Source organism: Amycolatopsis mongoliensis (assembly GCF_030285665.1).
GTDB lineage: Bacteria > Actinomycetota > Actinomycetes > Mycobacteriales > Pseudonocardiaceae > Amycolatopsis > Amycolatopsis mongoliensis.
On sequence record NZ_CP127295.1, the window covers coordinates 2,976,479 to 2,994,717 of the forward strand.

General features: G+C 70.6%; 18 protein-coding genes, 1 tRNA gene and 1 riboswitch. Of the genes, 14 read left to right on the forward strand and 5 right to left on the reverse strand.

What is annotated here, in order from left to right:
• Window positions 1–54: 54 nt before the first annotated feature.
• From QRX60_RS14525 to QRX60_RS14550, 6 genes are all read left to right on the forward strand, one after another.
• Complete coding sequence (locus QRX60_RS14525; protein ID WP_286001299.1) at window positions 55–846, forward strand: ESX secretion-associated protein EspG; 792 nt, start codon at window positions 55–57, stop codon at window positions 844–846.
• On the forward strand, window positions 839–1,030 hold the full coding sequence (locus QRX60_RS14530; RefSeq protein WP_286001300.1) for a hypothetical protein: 192 nt from the start codon (window positions 839–841) through the stop codon (window positions 1,028–1,030). The genes QRX60_RS14525 and QRX60_RS14530 overlap by 8 nt, the downstream gene beginning before the upstream one ends.
• Window positions 1,023–1,814 (forward strand): hypothetical protein, encoded by a 792-nt coding sequence (locus tag QRX60_RS14535; RefSeq protein WP_286001301.1) that lies wholly within the window; start codon window positions 1,023–1,025, stop codon window positions 1,812–1,814. The genes QRX60_RS14530 and QRX60_RS14535 overlap by 8 nt, the downstream gene beginning before the upstream one ends.
• Window positions 1,815–2,720: 906 nt before the next feature.
• Window positions 2,721–3,326: a hypothetical protein gene (locus QRX60_RS14540; RefSeq protein WP_286001302.1), complete on the forward strand. Its 606-nt coding sequence runs from the start codon at window positions 2,721–2,723 to the stop codon at window positions 3,324–3,326.
• Between the two features lie 149 nt (window positions 3,327–3,475).
• Entirely contained in the window at window positions 3,476–5,647 is a 2,172-nt protein-coding gene (locus QRX60_RS14545; RefSeq protein ID WP_286001303.1) for a bifunctional MFS transporter/dTMP kinase, read from the forward strand.
• Window positions 5,644–6,849: a DNA polymerase III subunit delta' gene (locus tag QRX60_RS14550; RefSeq protein ID WP_286001304.1), complete on the forward strand. Its 1,206-nt coding sequence runs from the start codon at window positions 5,644–5,646 to the stop codon at window positions 6,847–6,849. The genes QRX60_RS14545 and QRX60_RS14550 overlap by 4 nt, the downstream gene beginning before the upstream one ends.
• A gap of 70 nt (window positions 6,850–6,919) precedes the next feature.
• Here the strand turns inward: QRX60_RS14550 and QRX60_RS14555 are convergent, their stop codons facing one another.
• On the reverse strand, window positions 6,920–8,584 hold the full coding sequence (locus QRX60_RS14555) for a hypothetical protein (protein WP_286001305.1): 1,665 nt from the start codon (window positions 8,582–8,584) through the stop codon (window positions 6,920–6,922).
• A 133-nt stretch (window positions 8,585–8,717) separates the two neighbouring features.
• Between QRX60_RS14555 and QRX60_RS14560 the strand changes: the two genes are divergently transcribed.
• A tRNA-Thr gene (locus QRX60_RS14560) sits at window positions 8,718–8,791 on the forward strand.
• A gap of 177 nt (window positions 8,792–8,968) precedes the next feature.
• On the opposite strand, the gene QRX60_RS14565 is transcribed toward QRX60_RS14560, so the two are convergent.
• From QRX60_RS14565 to QRX60_RS14575, 3 genes are all read right to left on the reverse strand, one after another.
• On the reverse strand, window positions 8,969–9,682 hold the full coding sequence (locus QRX60_RS14565; protein ID WP_286001306.1) for a hypothetical protein: 714 nt from the start codon (window positions 9,680–9,682) through the stop codon (window positions 8,969–8,971).
• Between the two features lie 16 nt (window positions 9,683–9,698).
• Window positions 9,699–10,202 carry a hypothetical protein gene (locus tag QRX60_RS14570; RefSeq protein WP_286001307.1) on the reverse strand — a complete coding sequence of 168 codons (504 nt, stop codon included), beginning with the start codon at window positions 10,200–10,202 and terminating at the stop codon, window positions 9,699–9,701.
• A 152-nt stretch (window positions 10,203–10,354) separates the two neighbouring features.
• The gene (locus tag QRX60_RS14575) at window positions 10,355–10,810 is read right to left on the reverse strand and encodes a GreA/GreB family elongation factor (RefSeq protein WP_286001308.1); all 456 of its coding nucleotides are present in this window, start codon (window positions 10,808–10,810) and stop codon (window positions 10,355–10,357) included.
• Between the two features lie 122 nt (window positions 10,811–10,932).
• On the opposite strand from QRX60_RS14575, the gene QRX60_RS14580 reads away from it, so the two are divergent.
• The 7 genes from QRX60_RS14580 (at window position 10,933) to QRX60_RS14610 (ending at window position 17,482) form a co-directional block, all read left to right on the forward strand.
• Complete coding sequence (locus QRX60_RS14580; RefSeq protein ID WP_286001309.1) at window positions 10,933–11,520, forward strand: TetR/AcrR family transcriptional regulator; 588 nt, start codon at window positions 10,933–10,935, stop codon at window positions 11,518–11,520.
• 107 nt (window positions 11,521–11,627) lie between these two features.
• Window positions 11,628–12,833 (forward strand): M14 family metallopeptidase, encoded by a 1,206-nt coding sequence (locus tag QRX60_RS14585; RefSeq protein ID WP_286003597.1) that lies wholly within the window; start codon window positions 11,628–11,630, stop codon window positions 12,831–12,833.
• 28 nt (window positions 12,834–12,861) lie between these two features.
• Window positions 12,862–13,386 (forward strand): gamma carbonic anhydrase family protein, encoded by a 525-nt coding sequence (locus tag QRX60_RS14590; protein WP_286001310.1) that lies wholly within the window; start codon window positions 12,862–12,864, stop codon window positions 13,384–13,386.
• 33 nt (window positions 13,387–13,419) lie between these two features.
• The gene (gene rplK, locus QRX60_RS14595) at window positions 13,420–13,848 is read left to right on the forward strand and encodes a 50S ribosomal protein L11 (RefSeq protein WP_286001311.1); all 429 of its coding nucleotides are present in this window, start codon (window positions 13,420–13,422) and stop codon (window positions 13,846–13,848) included.
• A 1-nt stretch (window position 13,849) separates the two neighbouring features.
• A complete protein-coding gene (locus QRX60_RS14600; protein WP_286001312.1) occupies window positions 13,850–14,254 on the forward strand; it encodes a hypothetical protein in 405 nt (134 codons plus the stop codon).
• A 6-nt stretch (window positions 14,255–14,260) separates the two neighbouring features.
• Window positions 14,261–14,345: riboswitch (ZMP/ZTP riboswitch) on the forward strand.
• A 21-nt stretch (window positions 14,346–14,366) separates the two neighbouring features.
• Entirely contained in the window at window positions 14,367–15,635 is a 1,269-nt protein-coding gene (locus QRX60_RS14605) for a serine hydroxymethyltransferase (RefSeq protein WP_286001313.1), read from the forward strand.
• Between the two features lie 191 nt (window positions 15,636–15,826).
• A complete protein-coding gene (locus QRX60_RS14610; RefSeq protein ID WP_286001314.1) occupies window positions 15,827–17,482 on the forward strand; it encodes an MDR family MFS transporter in 1,656 nt (551 codons plus the stop codon).
• 72 nt (window positions 17,483–17,554) lie between these two features.
• On the opposite strand, the gene QRX60_RS14615 is transcribed toward QRX60_RS14610, so the two are convergent.
• Complete coding sequence (locus QRX60_RS14615) at window positions 17,555–18,073, reverse strand: inorganic diphosphatase (RefSeq protein ID WP_286001315.1); 519 nt, start codon at window positions 18,071–18,073, stop codon at window positions 17,555–17,557.
• Window positions 18,074–18,239: the final 166 nt, after the last annotated feature.

An 18,239-nucleotide genomic window follows, 5' to 3' on the forward strand; every position in this document is an offset into this window, starting at 1 on the left:
CCTACTCGAACATATGTGCGAGAAATTGTCGGTGCCAGGGTGTTCAATCGAAGGGTGAACACTTCAGTCGCCGTCTTCGACGTCATCGACGAGGTCATCGCCCCGCTGTCGGCCGAGGTGCCGGAGCGGCCCTCGGTGATGGAGTTCTACGACCCCGAGTTCGAGATCCCGCCGGTGCTGGCGGACACCGAGCCGCTGCCGGGTCGTCGCTCCTCGCCCGCGCTGAGCCTCGCCGACGAGGTGGAGCAGTACACCCGGTTCGTCGCCGGGATGGCCGCGATCGGTCTCGCCCCGGGCGGCGAGGTCACGGCGGAAGCCGTCGGGCTGTACCGGGCGCTGCGGGGCGGCTTCATCCGCGGCGTGGTCACCGGTGTCTTCCCGGCTCGGCGGGAGCCGTGGGAGGTCCGGTTCTTCGGCGACGAGGACTACACCACGGTGCTGCACAAGCTGGGCAACCGCGCGCGCCTGCGGTCCGGCTTCCTGAGCGAGCTGCCGGGCTGGGTGTTCGACGGCCTGCCCGACCGGCCGCCGGGCCCCGGGCAGCACCTGCGCATCGAGACCGACGAGGGCGGGCTGATCCCGCGCCGGTGCGAGCGGGCGGTCGAGCTGATCCGCGAGTGCGCGGCCCGGCCGCGGCTGGGCACGGTGCTGGTCGACCTCGCGGTGCGCGACGCGATCCTGGCCGAGTACCCGCACGGCGCGTTCGGGCTGGTGGACAACGACCTGGGCCGGTACCAGTTCAGTGCCGCGGTCGGCCGGACCGGGCGCTGGACGGTCACGTGGGGTCCGGCGTCGCGGAGCACGGCCGAGCAGTGGATCGTCGAGGCGGTGCAGAGCCATGCGTGAGCAGGTGTCCCCGGAGGGAGTGGACGAGGAGGCGGAGCCGGCCCGGCTGGACCTCACGGTGCGCGACGCGATCCTCGCCGCGGCCGAGCTGATCAGCGACGTGCCGATCCCGCGAAGCCCGGCGGCGGGGCGCCCGGACGAGGACGGGCGGCGACCGGGAGAGGCGGTGCGACGCCATGGTTGAGCGCACGGCGGCCCGGGAGCTGCTCGAACTGGCTGCCGGCCCGGTGCTGGCCGCGATGCCGGACCGCGAGCCGGTCGACCGGCTGTACAACCCGGAAGTCAGCGACCACGACATCCTGGTTCACGGCCCGGTTTCCGACGATCCTGCCGATCTGGTCGAGGAGGTCGAGCGGCACACGGCGTGGGCCGCGTGGATCGACGGCACGCCGTTCGGCGTGGACGGCGAGCTCAACGAGGTCGGCTTCGAGGTGGTGTCGCTGATGCTGCGCGGTTCGGTCCGGGCGGCGCTGTGCGGCGTGTTCGACGAAGGACCGGAGACGGCGGACATCCGGTGCTACGCGGACGGCGAACGGGCGTTCATGATGGGCTCGCTGCCCGGTCGCACGGCGATCCACCTCGCCGACTTCGAGGAGCTCCCGGAGATGCTGGTGGCAGAGCTGCCGGAGGCCCCGTTCGGCGCTTCACCCCGCGCGATCTGGCTCACGGTGGACAGCGACGGCCTGGTCCACGACGGCCAGGACGACGACGTGGGCGCGATGCGCGAGCTGCTGGCCCGCCCGCGCTCGGGCACGGCGGTGCTGGACATGCTGGCCTTCGGCGGCCTGTGCGCGGAGTTCCCGGACCACGGGTTCGTCCTGGTGGACACGGACCTGGGCCGCTTCGCGCTGGCGGCCCTGGACCGCGGCGACGGCCGCCGCCAGCTGGTCCTGAGCCCCTTCAGCCGCGGCATGCTCCGCGACTGGTGCCGGAAGATGATCGACCTGGGACAGGAGGAGGTGCCCTGAGAAGAGCAGACCGGCGGCGAGGCGAGTAGCTCGGCGAGCGCCGCGGCGGCGTGGGCCGAACGGCGCCAGGCGCGGCTGGTGGCGCCGGTGGGTGGCCGGCTGGCGCCAGGTGGGCCTGTGGCTGCGACGGCTGTCGCCCGCCGCCGCGCAGCCCGGCGGTTCTGGGTTGGTGTCGGGCGGGGCTGCTGGCTCCGGCGGCTGTCGCTGGCCGCCGCGCAGCCCGGTGGTTCTCGGTCGGCGGGGGGCGGGGCTGCTGGCTCCGGCGGCTGGTGCCCGGTGCCGGCGGCCGTGGCACTGGCGGCTGTCGGTGGTGCCGGGAGGGTCGGTGGCTCAGGCGGCTATCGGCCGATGCCAGGCAGCGCGGTCGCGCTGGCGGGTTGTCGGTTGGTGCGCGCTGGGTGGCCGGCGGCATCGGCGGGTTGCTTGTCGGCGTCTGGTGGCTCCGGCGCCTGGTGCCCGCCGCTGGGCAGTCCGGCGGCGCGGTCCTGCAGCCGACGAGCCCTCACCCAAGCCCAACCGCGGTCGTCGCGCTGACTGCGGTCAGTCACCTCGGTCCCGCCGCCGGTGCTCCAACCGGCCCCAACTCGACCGCCGACCGGCGCAGCCCGCCGCCCCGGCGACTCCGGGCGAACCTGTGCCCGACCCGACCGCAAACCGGCGAACTGGTCACCACCGGCCCGCCCCTGGCCAGCGCCCGCCCGGCGCCCCTGTGAGCGGAGTCACTACAATCCGTCACCGTTGGCGGTCGACCGGGCCACCGGCGGACTGGACACTGCAGGGGGTTCGGGCGCGGGCTTGCGCTGCGTGACCGACCCTCCATTACAGACAGAGCCATTGGGCGGATGCGTTATCCGCCATCGTCGCTACCCTGGAAAGGCGAGGACATTTAGTAGTGAGGTGGTCACCATGAGCGCGAACGGTGAGGCTCCCTTCTTCAATGCCCCCGAGCTCACTCAGCGCGACGGCACTTTGTCCGAAGCCCCTGGCGAAATGTTCGCCGACCCCGTCTCAGGACTGGTCACGGCGGCTCCCGAGCCACGTCCCGCGGTCGCCAATGGCCACGAGCCCGCTGCCTTCGAAGTGGCCGGGCCGGTGCCGCACGACGAGGAAGCCGTGCGGCGGATGGTCGAGGAGACCCTCCGTGAGGAGGAGGCCAGGACCCCGAGGGCGATCCCGCCCGCGGGCACCATGAGCAACGTCGGCGAAGACGTGGCGCCGCCTGCCGGGGTGCTTCCGCGGCAGCGGAACCGGCGGCGCACCTGGCCGAACCGGCCGCCGCTGCAACGGCCTGTGCGGCAGAAGGCGCCCGCCGAGGACGACTTCGACGAAGACCTCGAGGTGGTGCCCGTCAAGCGGCGGAGGCTGCCGGCGGTGTCGATGCCGGCGTTCAACCGGCCGTCGTCGAGTGCGGCGGGGGTCATGCTCGCCGTGGCGCTGCTGATCGTGTTCGGTTTCGTCGCCATCGAGCTGGTGTCCAGCCTGGTCAGCAGCGTGACCGGGCTGTTCGACTAGCGTTCGCTCGCTGTTCCGCGCCCCACCGTGACCTCGGGGTCGTCCGCGAGGCAAGGGCCGATCGGGCTACCCTGACTTCACAGTCGGGCGACCTCACGAGGGCGTCTGGCACCGCGGTGACTAGTGGGGTGGGGCGTATCAGCGAGGGCGTGCGATCAGTACCCGGGGCCGGCCCGGGTAACTCGTCGGGCGCCGAGGCGTCCACGATCAACCGGGTCCGGCGGGTACTGGCGATCAAACCGTTCCGGCGCCTGTGGGGCGTCACGTACCTGTGCAGCGTGGCCGACTGGCTGAACATCCTCGCCCTCACCGGCCTGGCCACGAAGCTGACGAACAACTACTTCGCCCAGAACTTCGCGTTCGTCGGCGTCGTGCTGACCGGCCTGGCACCGGGGCTGCTGTTCGCCCCGGTCGGTGGGCTGCTCGCCGACCGGTTCGACCGCCGCAAGGTGATGGTCGTCGCCGACCTGCTGCGGTGCGGCTTCCTGCTTTCCATCGCCCTCATCAGCGCGCCTTGGTGGTTGCTGGTCGGCAACTTCCTGGTCGGTAGCGCGGCGAGCATGTGGATCCCCTCGAAAGAGGCGGCGGTCCCGAACCTGCTCCGCCGCCCCGACCAGGTCGAGACGGCCAACCAGCTCGGCATGGTGATGACCTACGGCCTCGCCGTCATCACCGCGGCCGGCGCGAACGCCATCATCACCGGCGTCAACACGACCTTCCACCTCTTCCCCGGGGAGAGCGCGAGCCTCAGCATCGCGAAGCTGGTTGTCATCATCACCGGCCTGCTCTACCTGGCCAGCGCGATCCTCATCGCCACCCGCATTCCCGAGCTGTCGCTGCGCAACGTCCACGCGCTGCCGGAGCAGAAGGTCAAGCCGGCCGACGAGGAGAAGCTCGGCGTCGGCCGGATGATCGCCGACGGCTTCCGCTTCATCCGCAGCACGCCGCTCGTGCGCGGGCTGCTGATCGGCGCGTTCGGTGCCTTCGCGGCGGGCGGTGCCGTGATCGGCTCGGCCAAGCCGTACTCCTCGAGCCTGCTGGCCGGTGACTCGGCGTTCAGCCTCCTGGTGCTGGCCGTCTTCCTCGGCCTCGCCTCCGGCATGGTCTTCGCGCCCAAGCTTTCCCGGCGGCTCCCGCACGACCGGCTGTTCGGCGTCTCCATCATCGCGGCCGGGCTCTCGCTCGCGCTGGTCGCGTTGTCACCGCACCTGTCGGTCTCGCTGATCACCGTTGTCCTGGTGGGGTTCTGGGCCGGGACGGCGTTCCTCACCGGCGTCACGATCATCGGCTCCCGCGTCGAAGACGCCATCCGGGGCCGGATCAACGCGATCTACCAGCTGATGATGAAGCTGGTGCTGTTCGGCACCACGGTCACCGTCCCGGTCCTGGTCGGCGTGGTGGCGCCGCACACCGTCAACGTCTGGGGCAGCCCGGTCACGATCGACGGCACCCGGCCGATCATGCTCGTCGGCGCCGCGCTCGCGCTGGTCGCCGGGCTCTTCGCCTACCGGCAGATGGACGACAAGCGCACCGAGCCGATCCTCTCCGACCTGCGCAACGCGCTGCGCCGCACGCCGAGGCGTGTCAACGGCTTCCTCATCGCCGTCGAGGGCACCACCGCGATCAACACCGCCATCCAGGCCGTCAACCTCGCCGACTGGATGCGCGGCGGCACCCGGCCCGTCGTGGTCGCCGCCGACCCGGCCCTCGACGACAAGCGGCTCACCGCGCTCGTCTCCGGCGCTTCGCTGACCGGGGCGCGGGCCCAGGCGCTCGCCGCCGCCGCCGTGCGGGCCGACATCGTCGAGCGGCACGTGCAGCCGGCGCTCGACGCCGGTTCGGTCGTGGTGATGGAACGCTTCGTCGACTCGCCGCTGGCGCACCTGTCGGCTGTGGCCGGGCTGGACAGCGACGAGCTCGAGGGTCTCGCCGACTGGGCGACCGGGCGGCTACGGCCGGACTTGACCGTCCTGCTGGACTCCGCTCCGCACGGAGCGCCGGTCGACCGGTCGACGGCGATGAACGACCAGTGGCGCGTCCAGCACCTGCTCACCGAGATGGCCGCGGCCGACCCGGAACGGTACGTCGTGGTCGACGCCGACGGCACCGACGCCGAGGTCGCCGAGCGCATCCGCACCGCACTGCGCGCCGTGTTCGTCGGCCGGTTGTCCGCGCTGGCCCCAGCCGCCGACGCGCCGACTACCGGAAACCCGGCGACCACCGATGGGCCGGCGACGGACCGGCCGTCAATCCTCCCGCTGGACATCGACGATCCCCAGCCCGTCGAAACCCCGGGAGAGCCTCGCGTGGAGGCGAAGTGACGACGACCGAACGCATCGGCGTCTGGAACCAGCTGGTCGGCCAGGACCCCGCGGTCGAAACGCTGAGCTCGGCCGCATCGGCCGCCGCGAAGATCGTCGCCGGCGAGCCCGCGCCGTCCGGCGCGATGACGCACGCGTGGCTGCTCACCGGCCCGCCCGGGTCCGGCCGGTCGGTGGCCGCGCGGACGTTCGCCGCAGCCCTGCAGTGCAGCACCGGCACCGGCTGCGACGCCTGCCCGGGCTGCCACACGACGATGGCCGGCACCCACGCCGACGTCCGGCTGGTGGTGCCCGAAGGGCTGTCTATCTCGGTCGCCGAGATGCGCGCACTGGTACAGGCGGCCGCGCGCCGCCCCACCACCGGCCACTGGCAGGTCGTGATCATCGAGGACGCCGACCGCCTCACCGAAGGCGCGTCGAACGCGCTGCTGAAGGCCGTCGAAGAGCCGCCGGACCGCACGGTCTTCCTGCTCTGCGCGCCGTCGGACCACCCCGACGACGTCTCGGTGACGATCCGTTCGCGCTGCCGCCTGGTGACGCTGCGGACGCCGCCGCCCGAGGCGATCGCGGACGTGCTGATGCGCCGCGACCACGTCGACCCGGAGCGCGCGCAGTGGGCGGCTTCGGTGTGCGGCGGCCACGTCGGCCGCGCGCGCCGGCTGGCCACCGACGAGGCCGCGCGGCAGCGCCGGGCCACCGTGCTGCGCATCCCGCTGGGCCTGCGCCGGCCCGGCGACGTCTTCACCTGCGCCGACCAGCTGATCAGCGCGGCGGAGGCGGACGCGGGCGAGGCGAGCAAGGGCCGCGACGAGGACGAGCGCAACGAACTGCGCACGGCGATGGGCGGCGACGGCATCGGCAAGGGCGTCGCCGGGGCGAAGCGGGCCGCCGAAGCGGCGGTCAAGCAGCTCGAGAAGAAGCAGAAGTCCCGCGCGACGCGCACCCAGCGCGACACGCTCGACCTGGCCCTGATCGACCTGGCCGGCTTCTACCGCGACGTCCTGGTGACGACGACCCGCTCCGGCGCGACGCTCAACCACCCGGACCACGCCGACCAGATCGCCGAAGCTGCTTCGGCGTGGACACCGGAATCGATCCTCCGCCGGCTCGAAGCGGTGCTGGAATGCCGCGAGGCGATCGACCTGAACGTGAAGCCGCGCATCGCCATCGAGGCGATGGTCACGACGCTTCGCCAGGGCTGAGCACAAAGAAACCCGCCAAGAGCCGGAGCTCCTGGCGGGTTCCTTCACTGCCCCCGGGACTGCCCTCGGGTCACTCGCGCGGACGCGGTGACGGCTTGAACGGCTTCTCCTCGACCACGACCGCCAGCGGACGACGTCGTCCACCCGGCATCGCGGCCACCATCACGACGCCCAGCAGCAGCATTGCGGTGCCCGTCCAGAACAGCGGCACGGTGTCGTACGCGCCGCCGGTGTAGGCGAGGTTCTTCACCGGCCCCTTCGGTGCCTGGCCACCCGCGGGCGGCGTCGACGCGGTCCCGCAGACCACGCCGCCGGTCGGCGCGTACGCCCGCGCGACCTGCTCGCCGAGCGACAGCTGGGCCAGCGACGACGGCAGGTTCTTCGCCTGCTCGTCCGGCAGCAGGCTCTTGAGCTTCGTCGTCGGCAGCAGCTGCAGGTCGAACAGCCGCGCCGACGCGCCCAGCTGGAAGCCCTTGAACGGCGTGGACATCTCCGCCGACTTCTGGTCCAACCCGGCGATGCTCAGCCGCAGGACGCCGAGGTCCAGCACGGTGCCCGCCGTGGTGCCGACCTGCTGGATGCCCTTGGTCAGCGTGGAAACCAGCCCGCCGACCACCGGGATGTCGTCGAGCTGCCCGAACTGGTCGCTCAGCCCCTTCAACGGCAGCCCGATCGGGATGTCCTTCGTCGGGTGCGCCGCGTCCAGCGTGTACAGCGTCTTGCCGGCCGCCTCGATGGTCAGCACCGGCGCGGTGTACTCCACTTTGGACGTCTTTGCGTCGCCGGTGGAGGTCACCTTGAGCGTCGGCTGGCTGGCCACCTTGATGCTCAGCGCCAGCGGCGTGCCCTTGAGGACCTCGATGTCCGCGGCCTGCAGCGTCGACGTCGACTGCACGGCCTTGTTCTTCGAGCCGGGCACGTCGACGAGCTTCACCTGCGACCGCGACGAGAGCGTGTTCGGCAGGCTCAGCAGCGAACCATTGCCGTTCGCTGCGGTCTGGCCGCCGCCCTGCAGCAGGCCACCCAGGCTCTGCAGGCCCTTGGTCAGGTCGAAGCCGCTCGCCAGCGCACTCGGGTCGAGCTTCGGCTTGAGCGCGTCCAGGCCCAGGTTCGGCATCGACGGGATGACGTTCAGCAGCGACAGGCTTGCCACCGACGTGCTCGCGTCCGCGATGGTGTCGACGCACGGGCCGAGCGTCGGGCTCCACCGCGCGTGCGCGCTCCCGTTGAGCAGGCCCACGTTCAGCAGCGGGTTCGACGGCGCGTTCAGCCCGCCGCTGATCGGCTGCGGGTTGTCCGGCAACGCCGTCTGCACGACGCTGCCCGGCGTCTGCGGCGCGTTCCCGCCCACCGACAACCCGAACGGCGACGCCTGCGCGATCGCCTTCTCGTAGCTCAGGTAGGCGTCGGAGTTCGCCGAGGCGCTCGACAGGCCCATCCCGGCTTCGAGCGCCGACTGCTTCGGCAGGGTGTCGCCGAACCCGGGCAGGATCGTCTTCGTCGGCACGGCGTTGGGCAGCAACCGGATGATGCCGAGCGCGGTCCCCGCGTCCCCGACGGCCTGCCCCAGCGGCTGCGGCCCGATCGGCGCCGAGATCGGCGCCTGCCCCGGGTTCGCCGGCTGCGGGATCGGCGTCGTCGGATAGGTCGGGTCGGCGTTGGCCGGCGCCGCACTGAACAGGAGCAACGCCGCGGCCGCCGGCAGGGCCACCGAACGGGGCAGTCTTCGCCGCATGTGCCAGAGCCTCCAGATAGGTCGACCGGGGAGTGAGACCGACGTCATAGGGCCCTAACGACGGTCCCCCCGGAAAGTAACGCCGACAGCCTCCGCTACACTTGCTCCCGTCGCCAGCGCGAGCCGGAGACATGCCGCCTTAGCTCAGTCGGCCAGAGCGATTCACTCGTAATGAATAGGTCAGGGGTTCGATTCCCCTAGGCGGCTCGACAAGGTGCGAGGCCTCTGCCCCCAACGGGCGGGGGCCTTTTTCCTTGTCTCGCGTGTCTTGTGGGGCTTCGCTCCACACCCCGTCCGGCGGGCTCCGCCCCCGGCCCCCGCCCCGCTCGCCTTGCGTTGTCGGGTGCCATTTTCTTTTCCAGAACCACCCGGTTGAGGGGACTTCTAGTGGCTTGCTCGTTGGCGGGTTCTCTCCTGGAGGTCTTCGTACCAACGGCTTCCCCGGCGGCCGCAGTTGTCGCGGATGTGGTCTCTCAGCTTGCCCGTCGCCTGGTTGAACCGGGTCAGCTCCGTGTCGCTCCGGTTGATCTCCTGCTGGACCTGGCCCACTCCGCCGGACAGGGCTCGGACAGTTGCGCGCGTTTGCTCCGCGTGGCGGCGGAGGCGGGTTGATCCTTGGGCCGCCCTTGCCAGGTGGTTCTCCAGCTTGCGGACGCCCGCTGCCAGCTCTCTCTTCGAGCCGATCGCCTGGTGTTTGTGGCCGTGCCACTCGTCCGCCAGCTTGCGGGATGTGTGGTGGCGCTGGGTCAGGAGCTGGAAGTTCACCTCGCCGCGCGTGGTGCGGCGCAGCTCGTCCAGCTCCCGGGACTTGCGCTCCAGCACCACCCGGTCCGCGGCCAGCACCTGGATCGCCCGGTCCGAGCGCTTGCGCAGCCGCTCCACCTCGGCTGCCTGCCTGGTGATCGTCGCCATCTCCGCCTGCTCGGCGGATGCGCGCCGGCGGCGGCGGAACAGCAGGTCGATTGCCAGCAGGACCGATACGACCGGGACCAGGTACGGCCATTCGTGGGCCAGGAGCCGGATCACCCCCTCGATCAGGGAGGAAAGCAGGACGAGGGCGAACAACGCGCCCATCAGGCAGCCGAGCAGCTTTTGCACCGGGAGATCGCTTCCGTCAGCGGCGGGAATCCAGGCCGCGCCAGACCGCGATGGCCGTCTTCGTGTCGGCGACCGACAGCGAGTCGCTGAGCCGGACCAGCGTGTCGCCGCTGTTCGCGTGGTGGCCGATGATCTGGCCGGACAGGATCGTCAGCGTGCCCTGCGTCGCGATCCGCTCGTCGGGCGAAACGCGCAGGTCGCAGGCCATCCGGACCATCTCGCGGTAGCCGTGGTGCAGCTCGTCGAGGGACACCTTGATCTGCTCGCTGTCGCGCATCCGCGTGTCGAAGAGCCCGACGATCGCGCGCTGGCGGGTGTGGATCAGCTTCGCCGCGGCGTCCTGCCGGGCCTGCAGCCCGCCCTTCTCCAGCCGGAACCGGCCGATCTCGACCGTGCACGCCCCGACCGTCGCGACGATCTCGGCCGCCGTACCCAGTGGGTTGAGGGCCTTCGCCACGCTGGTGACCGAATCCGCGAGCACGGCCCGCCCGTTCCGCATCCTGATGAGCTCGTTGAGCATGTGACGTCGATCGTGGCCCGACTCCGCTTCGTTACAACTCACCACTCTGAGTGATCAATTGCGGAGCTGAATGCCTTCGAGGTGGAGAGATCACCGCCCGAACGAGCGAAGGCCCCCGGCTTGTGGCCGGGGGCCTTCGGACCAGCGGGGGCTTACTTCGGTGGGGTCACCTTGACCACGGTGGCCTTCGCGTCGCCTCGGGGGGTTCGGTAGGTGATCTGGTCGCCCGCCTTGCGGCCGACCAGGGCCAGGCCCAGGGGGCTGTCGGAGGTGATCGCGTCCGCGTCTTCGCCCGGGACCGTCACCACCTGGAACGTCTCTTCGTCGCCGTCCGAGAAGCGGAGGGCGACCATCGTGCCGTCGGGGAGCTGGGCGTTGCCGTAGCCGCCGTGCTCCATCTTCGCGGCCAGGTCGGCGATCTGGCGGTCGAGCCGGGCCGCGGCCTCCGCGCGGTCGATCACGTCCGCCTGGTCCGCCGCGTCCCCCGTGCGCTCCTGCTCGCCGGGTTGCGGCGCGAGAGCTTCGCGTTGCGCGCGCAAGTTCGCGATTTCCTTCTCCAGCTGGCTGCGCGCGGCCGAGCTGAGCCCCTTGTCCCCTGAGATCACCATGCGCGCATTGTCCGCTGCGCGGACCGGGGTGGCCAATCCGGTTTTTCACCCCGGGGCCACCCGCAGGACGTCTGCCCTAGGATTCGGGGCTGCAGTCCAGGAAGAAGGTAACGAGAATCACCGTGAGCGCAGTCCCCGGTCGCAGCGAGCGGCTCTCTCCCAACCAGTTGGCCAAGCAGGAACAGATCGTCGAAGCCGCGCGCGTCGTCCTCGCGCGCGACGGGCTCGCCGGGTGCACCGTGCGGGCCATCGCCGACGCCGGCCCGCTCACCAAGAGCGCGATCCACTACTACTTCGCCGACATCGACGTCCTCATCGACCGCGCCATGGCCGCGCACATCACCGCCTTCGCCGCCGGCCTGCGCGAGGTCGCCGCCCGGTACGACGACCCGCGCGAGCGGCTGTTCGCCGTCCTCGAGGAGTACCTGAGCGTCTTCGCCGCGAACCCGAACGCGGCGTTCCTCTGGTTCGAGTACTGGATCGCGGCCGGGCGCGCGCAGCATCCGCAGGCCATCGACGTCATGCTCACCTCGCTCACGGAGCTGCTGGCCGAGCTGCTCGCCCCGCTGGACGTCGACGACCCGCGGGCGCGGGCCCGCGCGCTGCTGTCGTACCTGCTGGGCACGGTCGTCCAGCAGCGGGTGCGCCCGCGGCCGTTCGCCACGCTGCGTGCCGACATCGAGGCGCTCTGCTTCGCCAACTACGGCTAGCAACGCCCTTTAGATCCGTAGACGTACGGATTGCGCACTACGTCCGGCTCCGGCCAAGGTCGGGGAACCCCTCGAGAGCAGGAGACGTGATGCGCCCACGAACGTGCCTGACGGCGGCCGCGGCCGCCCTCTTGATGCTCACGGCCGGCGGTCAGGCCGGCGCCGCCCAGCCCGCCGGACCGCAGGTGTACGAGGTGAGCGGCTCCGGCACGGCCCAGCAGCGCACCGAGGTCGCCCGGACCGGCGCCGACGTCCTCGACAGCACGAACGGCACGACGACGGTCATCGCCAACCCCGGCGAAGCGGCCCAGCTGCGCGCGCTCGGCTTCGGCGTCAAGGCGCTCGGCGCGGTCAACCGGCCGCAGAGCACCGCGACCGCCGAGGACTTCCCGGCCGGCTACACCGGCTACCACACCTACGCCGAAACCCAGACCGAGCTGCAGAAGGCTGTCGCGAACTACCCGTCGCTCACGAAGCTCGGCAGCGCCGGCACGTCCTACGAAGGCCGCGCGCTGTCGCTGATCAAGATCTCCGACAACGCCGCGACGGACGAGAACGAGCCCGAGGTGCTCTTCACCTGCAACCAGCACGCGCGCGAGCACCTCACCACCGAGATGTGCCTGCACATCGTGCAGCGGCTGACCAGTGGGTACGCGACGGATCCCGCGATCAAGCGGCTCGTCGACAGCACCGAGATCTGGGTCGTGCCGAGCGTCAACCCGGACGGCTCCGAGTACGACATCTCCGGTGGCACGTTCCACAGCTGGCGCAAGAACCGCCAGGGTCCCGGCACCGACACGAACCGCAACTGGGGCCACAAGTGGGGCTGCTGCGGCGGCTCGTCGGGCTCGACGTCCAGCGAGACCTACCGCGGCACGGCGGCGTTCTCCGCGCCCGAGGCCCGGGCCGTCTCGAACTGGGTGAACTCGCGGGTGGTCGGCGGCGTCCAGCAGATCAAGACGCACATCGACTTCCACACCTACTCCGAGCTGGTGCTCTGGCCGTTCGGCTACACCTACGCCGACACCGCGCCGGGCCTGACCGCGGCCGAGGCGCAGAAGTTCCAGACGCTCGGCAGGCAGATGGCGGCGACCAACGGCTACACGCCGCAGCAGTCCAGCGACCTCTACATCACCGACGGCAGCGTCAACGACTGGATGTGGGCGACGCACAAGATCTGGAGCTTCACCTTCGAGATGTACCCGAAGGGCAGCAGCCCGGGCTTCTACCCGCGCGACACCCAGATCGTCCCGCAGACCACGCGCAACGACCAAGCCGTCGACATCCTGATCAACGCGGCGATCACCGGCTGACGCTCCGGGCGCGGTCTAGGGTGCGGGCATGCCTCTGTTCTCGTTCGAAGGGCTCAGCCCGCAGGTCCACCCGGACGCCTGGATCGCGCCCACCGCCACCCTCGTCGGCGATGTCGTCGTCGAGAAGGGCGCCTCGGTCTGGTACGGCGCCGTGCTGCGCGCCGATTTCGGCAAGATCGTCGTCCGGGAGGGCGCCAACATCCAGGACAACTCCGTCGTGCACGTCAACATCGGCAAGGTGTGCGAGATCGGCAAGAACGCCACCGTCGGCCACCAGTGCCTGGTGCACGACTGCACGGTCGGCGAGCAGGCCCTGATCGGGAACGGGTCCACGATCCTGGACGACGCGAAGATCGGCGAGCGGACGCTGGTCGCGGCCGGGGCCACCGTGACGCCGGGTACCGAGGTGCCGTCCGAGGTCGTCGCGATGGGCAGCCCGGCCAAGAAGTTCGTGCCGCTCACCGACTCCGCACGGATGTGGGTCGAGCACAACGCGCCCGTCTACCAGGACCTGGCGAAACGGCACAAGGCCGGCGTCGAAGCCTTGGATTGACTCTCCAGTAACTGGAGACTCTAGCTTCGGGGCATGGCTCCGAAGACGAAGAAGCAGACCCACCAGGTCACCCTGGAACTCACCGCGGGCAACGCCCCGGTCGTCGACCTCGGCAAGATGCTGGGGCAGACCGGGGTCAACCTCGTCGAGATCAAGAAGGCCTACGACGCGGCGACCGCGGCCCAGCGCGGCGACATCGTGCCCGTGGTCGTCTCGGTGTTCGAAGACCGCTCGTTCGCGCTGCGGCTCAAGACGCCGCCGACCTCGTTCCTCATCAAGAAGGCGTTGGGGGACAAGGGTTCGTCGCGGCCCGGGCACGAGGTCGCCGGCAAGATCACGCGCGACCAGTTGCGCGAGATCGCCGAGCGCAAGCTGCCGGACCTCAACACCTCCGACGTCGAGATGGCGATGCGCACGATCGCGGGCACGGCCCGCTCCATGGGCGTCGTGGTCGTCGACTGACGTGCGCAAGCACGCGGTCGTGCCGCCGTTCCGCGCGCTGGACCCCGAGCTCGGGGTGGCGGAACGGTTGCTGCGCAAGGGAAATCCGGAACTGTGCGGGATCGCCGCGCAGCTCCCCGACGAACAAGCGGCCGCGCGCCGCCTCAACGCCGTACTGGCGGAGGCCGGGGCGCGGCCGCGGCTCGTCGGCACGGGCGCGGCGTGGCGGATCGTCTACGTGACGCCGCGGGCGGAGGCCGGCGAGCTGGCGGCCGGGGCCGCGGGACTCGCGGAGCTCGTCACGGTCGGCGGCTGGCGGCGGGTGAAGCGCTGCGCGACCTGCGCCCGGCCGTTCTGCGACCGCACCTCGGGCTGCACCCGCAAGTGGTGCGCCGAACACCGTCGAGCCTCGAGCGCGGTGGACTAGGCTGCTTCCCGCAGCAGCGACTGGCGCCATCGAGGTGGAGCACCACCGGGAAGCGACGACGAGGCCGGCACCGCGCGCCTGGGTGAAGGCCACTCCAGAGCCGGAGTACGCCATGACACACCAGCCGAAACTGAACGCACTCGCCGCCGCCGACCCCGTGATCGCCGGGCTCGTGGAGGACGAGGCGAAGCGCCAGCACGACAAGATCCGCCTGATCGCGTCGGAGAACTACGTCTCGCAGGCCGTGCTCGAGGCGACCGGCACCGTGCTCACCAACAAGTACTCCGAGGGGTACGCGGGCAAGCGCTACTACGAGGGCCAGCAGTTCATCGACCAGGTCGAGCTGCTCGCCATCGAGCGGGCGAAGGCCGTCTTCGGCGCGGACCACGTGAACGTCCAGCCGTACTCCGGGTCCCCGGCGAACTTGGCCGTGTATCTGGCCTTCGCGCAGCCTGGCGACACCGTGCTCGGCATGGCGCTGCCGGACGGCGGGCACCTCACGCACGGCTGGAGCGTGTCCGCGACGGGCAAGTGGTTCAACCCGGTGCGCTACGGCGTCGCGAAGGAGACCGGCCGCGTCGACCTCGACCAGGTCCGCGACCTGGCCCGGCAGCACCGGCCGAAGCTGATCTTCGCCGGTGGCACGGCCATCCCGCGCACGATCGACTTCCCGGCGTTCGCCGAGATCGCCCGCGAGGTGGACGCGGTGCTCGTCGCCGACATCGCGCACATCGCGGGGCTGGTCGCGGGCGGCGCCCACCCGTCGCCGGTCGGCCACGCGCAGGTGATCACGACGACGACGCACAAGACGCTGCGCGGCCCGCGCGGCGCGATGATCCTTTCGGACGCTTCGCATGCGAAGGCTGTCGACAAAGCGGTGTTCCCGGGTCTGCAGGGCGGCCCGCACAACCACACGACCGCGGCGATCGCCGTCGCGCTCGGTGAGGCGCAGCAGCCGTCGTTCAGCGACTACGCGCACACGATCGTCGCGAACGCCCGTGCGCTGGCCGACGCGCTGCTCGCGCGCGGCTACGACCTCGTGTCCGGCGGCACGGACAACCACCTGCTGCTGATCGACCTGACGAACAAGGCGGTCGCGGGCAAGCCGGCCGCGCAGGCGCTGGACCGCGCGGGCATCGAGCTGAACTACAACACGGTGCCGTTCGACCCGCGCAAGCCGTTCGACCCGTCCGGCATCCGGCTCGGCACGTCCGCGATCACGACGCGCGGCCTGAAGCCGGAGCACCAGGTCCAGGTGGCGGAGTGGATCGACCGCACGGTGACCGCGGCCGCGGCGGCCGACGAGTCCTCGCTGGACTCGATCGCCGCGGAGATCCGCGAGTTCCTGGCGCCGTTCCCGATCCCGGGTTACTCCGCCTGACACCTGAGCCGTGAAGGACTCCTTACCGGCCATAAGCGCCGGTAAGGAGTCCTTCACGGCTTTTCGGACCGGGGAGACCGGGCTCACAGAAAAGTTGATTGCACCATACAAGCTTCCGAGGAATACTTGGCCGAGGCAAGTAGTTGACGGGTACAAGCAACTACGGCGAAGGCTTACCAAGGGAGACCACCATGAGCGACACCACCACGGCGGAAGGAGCGGCCGCTACGAACGGCAAACTGTCCCACCGCCAGATCCTGACCGTCCTGTCCGGGCTGATGCTCGGCATGTTCCTCGCCGCGCTCGACCAGACCATCGTGTCTTCGTCGATGCGCACCATCGCCGACGAGCTCCACGGCCTGTCCCTGCAGGCCTGGGCCACCACGGCGTACCTCATCACCGCGACGCTCTCGACGCCGCTCTACGGCAAGCTGTCCGACCTCTACGGCCGCAAGCCCATGTACCTCACGGCGATCTCGCTGTTCCTGGTCGGCTCGCTGGCCAGCGGCATGGCGACGTCGATGTACGAGCTCGCCGCGTTCCGCGCGTTCCAGGGCCTCGGTGCCGGTGGCCTGATGTCGCTGGCGCTGGCGATCATCACCGACATCACCGCGCCGCGTGAGCGCAGCCGCTACCAGGGCTACTTCATGGCGGTGTTCGGCATCTCGAGCGTCGCCGGCCCGGTCGTCGGCGGGTTCTTCGCCGGCATCGACACCTTCGCCGGCATCACCGGCTGGCGCTGGGTCTTCCTGGTCAACGTCCCGATCGCGCTCGCCGCGCTGGTCGTCGTCACCAAGGTGCTGAACCTCCCGCACACCCGCGTGGACCAGAAGGTCGACTACTGGGGTGCCGTCGCGCTGGCCACCGGCCTGGTGCCGCTGCTGATCGTCGCCGAGCAGGGCCGTGAGTGGGGCTGGGGTTCGGCCGCTTCGATCGCGATGTACGTCGTCGGCGCGCTGGGCGTGACCGCCTTCGTCTGGATCGAACGCCGGATGGGTGACGCCGCCCTGCTGCCGCTGCGGCTGTTCAGGCGGCCCGTGTTCCGGATGGCCACGCTGGTCACCGTCGTGCAGGGCGCCGGGATGTTCGGCGCGATGATGTCGCTGCCGCTGTACCTGCAGATCGTCAAGGGCGCGACGCCGACCCAGGCCGGCCTGCAGATGCTCCCGCTGACGCTGGGCATCATGGTCGCCAGCCTGACCAGCGGCCGCCTGATCTCGAAGACCGGGCGCTACAAGATGTTCGCGGTGGCCGGGATCGGCCTGATGGCGGCGGCGCTGTTCGCGCTGTCCACGATCACCGTCGACAGCTCGCTGGCCCTGGTCATGGTGATCGCCTTCGTGATCGGCCTCGGCCTGGGCGCCTCGATGCAGACGCTGGTGCTGGCCGCGACCAACGACGTCCGCCCGCAGGACATCGGCGTCGCCACCTCGGCGGCGACGTTCTTCCGGCAGATCGGCGGCACGGCGGGCACCGCGGTGTTCCTGTCCATCCTGTTCGGGACGGTCGGCGACAAGATCGCGAACGCCGTCCGCTCGGCGATGACCACGCCGGCCTACGTGTCGGCGCTGGCCCGGCACCCGGAGTTCGCGCAGCAGATGAAGAGCGGCCTGGACGTCAACGACACGTCGTTCCTGTCCACGCTCGACCCGACGCTGGCCCGGCCGATCCTGCAGGGCTTCGCCGAGTCGATGAGCACGGTGTTCCTGGTCGGCGGGATCGTGCTGACCGTCGGCTTCGCCCTGGTGTGGTTCCTCAAGGAGAAGCCGCTGTCGGACAAGTCGGCGATGGAGCAGCGCGCCGACGCCGAGGCGGATGCCGCTCCGGCCCTCGCCCTGGCGCACTGACCGCCTGAAAGCCGTGAAGGCCTCCTTACCGGCCATAAGAGCCGGTAAGGAGGCCTTCACGGCTTCGGAGTCTTAGTGAGCCGAGCCGCCGTTGGCCGCTTCCTTGGCCAGGCGGTCGGTCTCGCGCTCGTACGAGCGGGCGATCTCGGCCTCGGCCTCGGTGCGGCCGACCCAGGACGAGCCCTCGACGCTCTTGCCGGGCTCGAGGTCCTTGTACACCTCGAAGAAGTGCTGGATCTCCAGGCGGTGGAACTCGTTCATGTGGTGGATGTCGCGCAGGTGCTCGAGACGCGGGTCGTTCGACGGAACGGCGATGACCTTGTCGTCCGGGCCCTTCTCGTCGGTCATCCGGAACATGCCGATCGCGCGGCAACGGATCAGGCAACCCGGGAAGGTGGGCTCCTGGACGAGCACCATCACGTCCAGGGGGTCGCCGTCCTGGCCGAGGGTGTCGTCGATGAAGCCGTAGTCGGCCGGGTACTGCGTGGCCGTGAACAGGGTCCGGTCCAGCTTGATGCGGCCGGTCTTGTGGTCGACCTCGTACTTGTTGCGCTCCCCTTTGGGGATTTCGATCGTGACGTCGAACTCCACGGCGTCCTCGCTGCTTCTTCTCGAATCCGGGCATGCCCACGCGTCGCGGGCGGCAACCTCAATGACTGTCTTGACGTCTCCTAGTGTGGACTACGCCCTGCCTCGCGGTCGCATCGATGTCGGCCACCTGGCATGTGAGCTTGGCCCCTCCCGGGGCAGGTGAGAA

Coding starts and splice junctions, on each gene's coding strand:
- QRX60_RS14530 (WP_286001300.1), top strand. CDS start 839: ATGCGTGAGCAGGTGTCCCCGGAGGGAGTGGACGAGGAGGCGGAGCCG.
- QRX60_RS14535 (WP_286001301.1), top strand. CDS start 1,023: ATGGTTGAGCGCACGGCGGCCCGGGAGCTGCTCGAACTGGCTGCCGGC.
- QRX60_RS14540 (WP_286001302.1), top strand. CDS start 2,721: ATGAGCGCGAACGGTGAGGCTCCCTTCTTCAATGCCCCCGAGCTCACT.
- QRX60_RS14555 (WP_286001305.1), bottom strand. CDS start 8,584: ATGCGGCGAAGACTGCCCCGTTCGGTGGCCCTGCCGGCGGCCGCGGCG.
- QRX60_RS14570 (WP_286001307.1), bottom strand. CDS start 10,202: ATGCTCAACGAGCTCATCAGGATGCGGAACGGGCGGGCCGTGCTCGCG.
- QRX60_RS14575 (WP_286001308.1), bottom strand. CDS start 10,810: ATGGTGATCTCAGGGGACAAGGGGCTCAGCTCGGCCGCGCGCAGCCAG.
- QRX60_RS14590 (WP_286001310.1), top strand. CDS start 12,862: ATGCCTCTGTTCTCGTTCGAAGGGCTCAGCCCGCAGGTCCACCCGGAC.
- rplK (WP_286001311.1), top strand. CDS start 13,420: ATGGCTCCGAAGACGAAGAAGCAGACCCACCAGGTCACCCTGGAACTC.
- QRX60_RS14605 (WP_286001313.1), top strand. CDS start 14,367: ATGACACACCAGCCGAAACTGAACGCACTCGCCGCCGCCGACCCCGTG.
- QRX60_RS14610 (WP_286001314.1), top strand. CDS start 15,827: ATGAGCGACACCACCACGGCGGAAGGAGCGGCCGCTACGAACGGCAAA.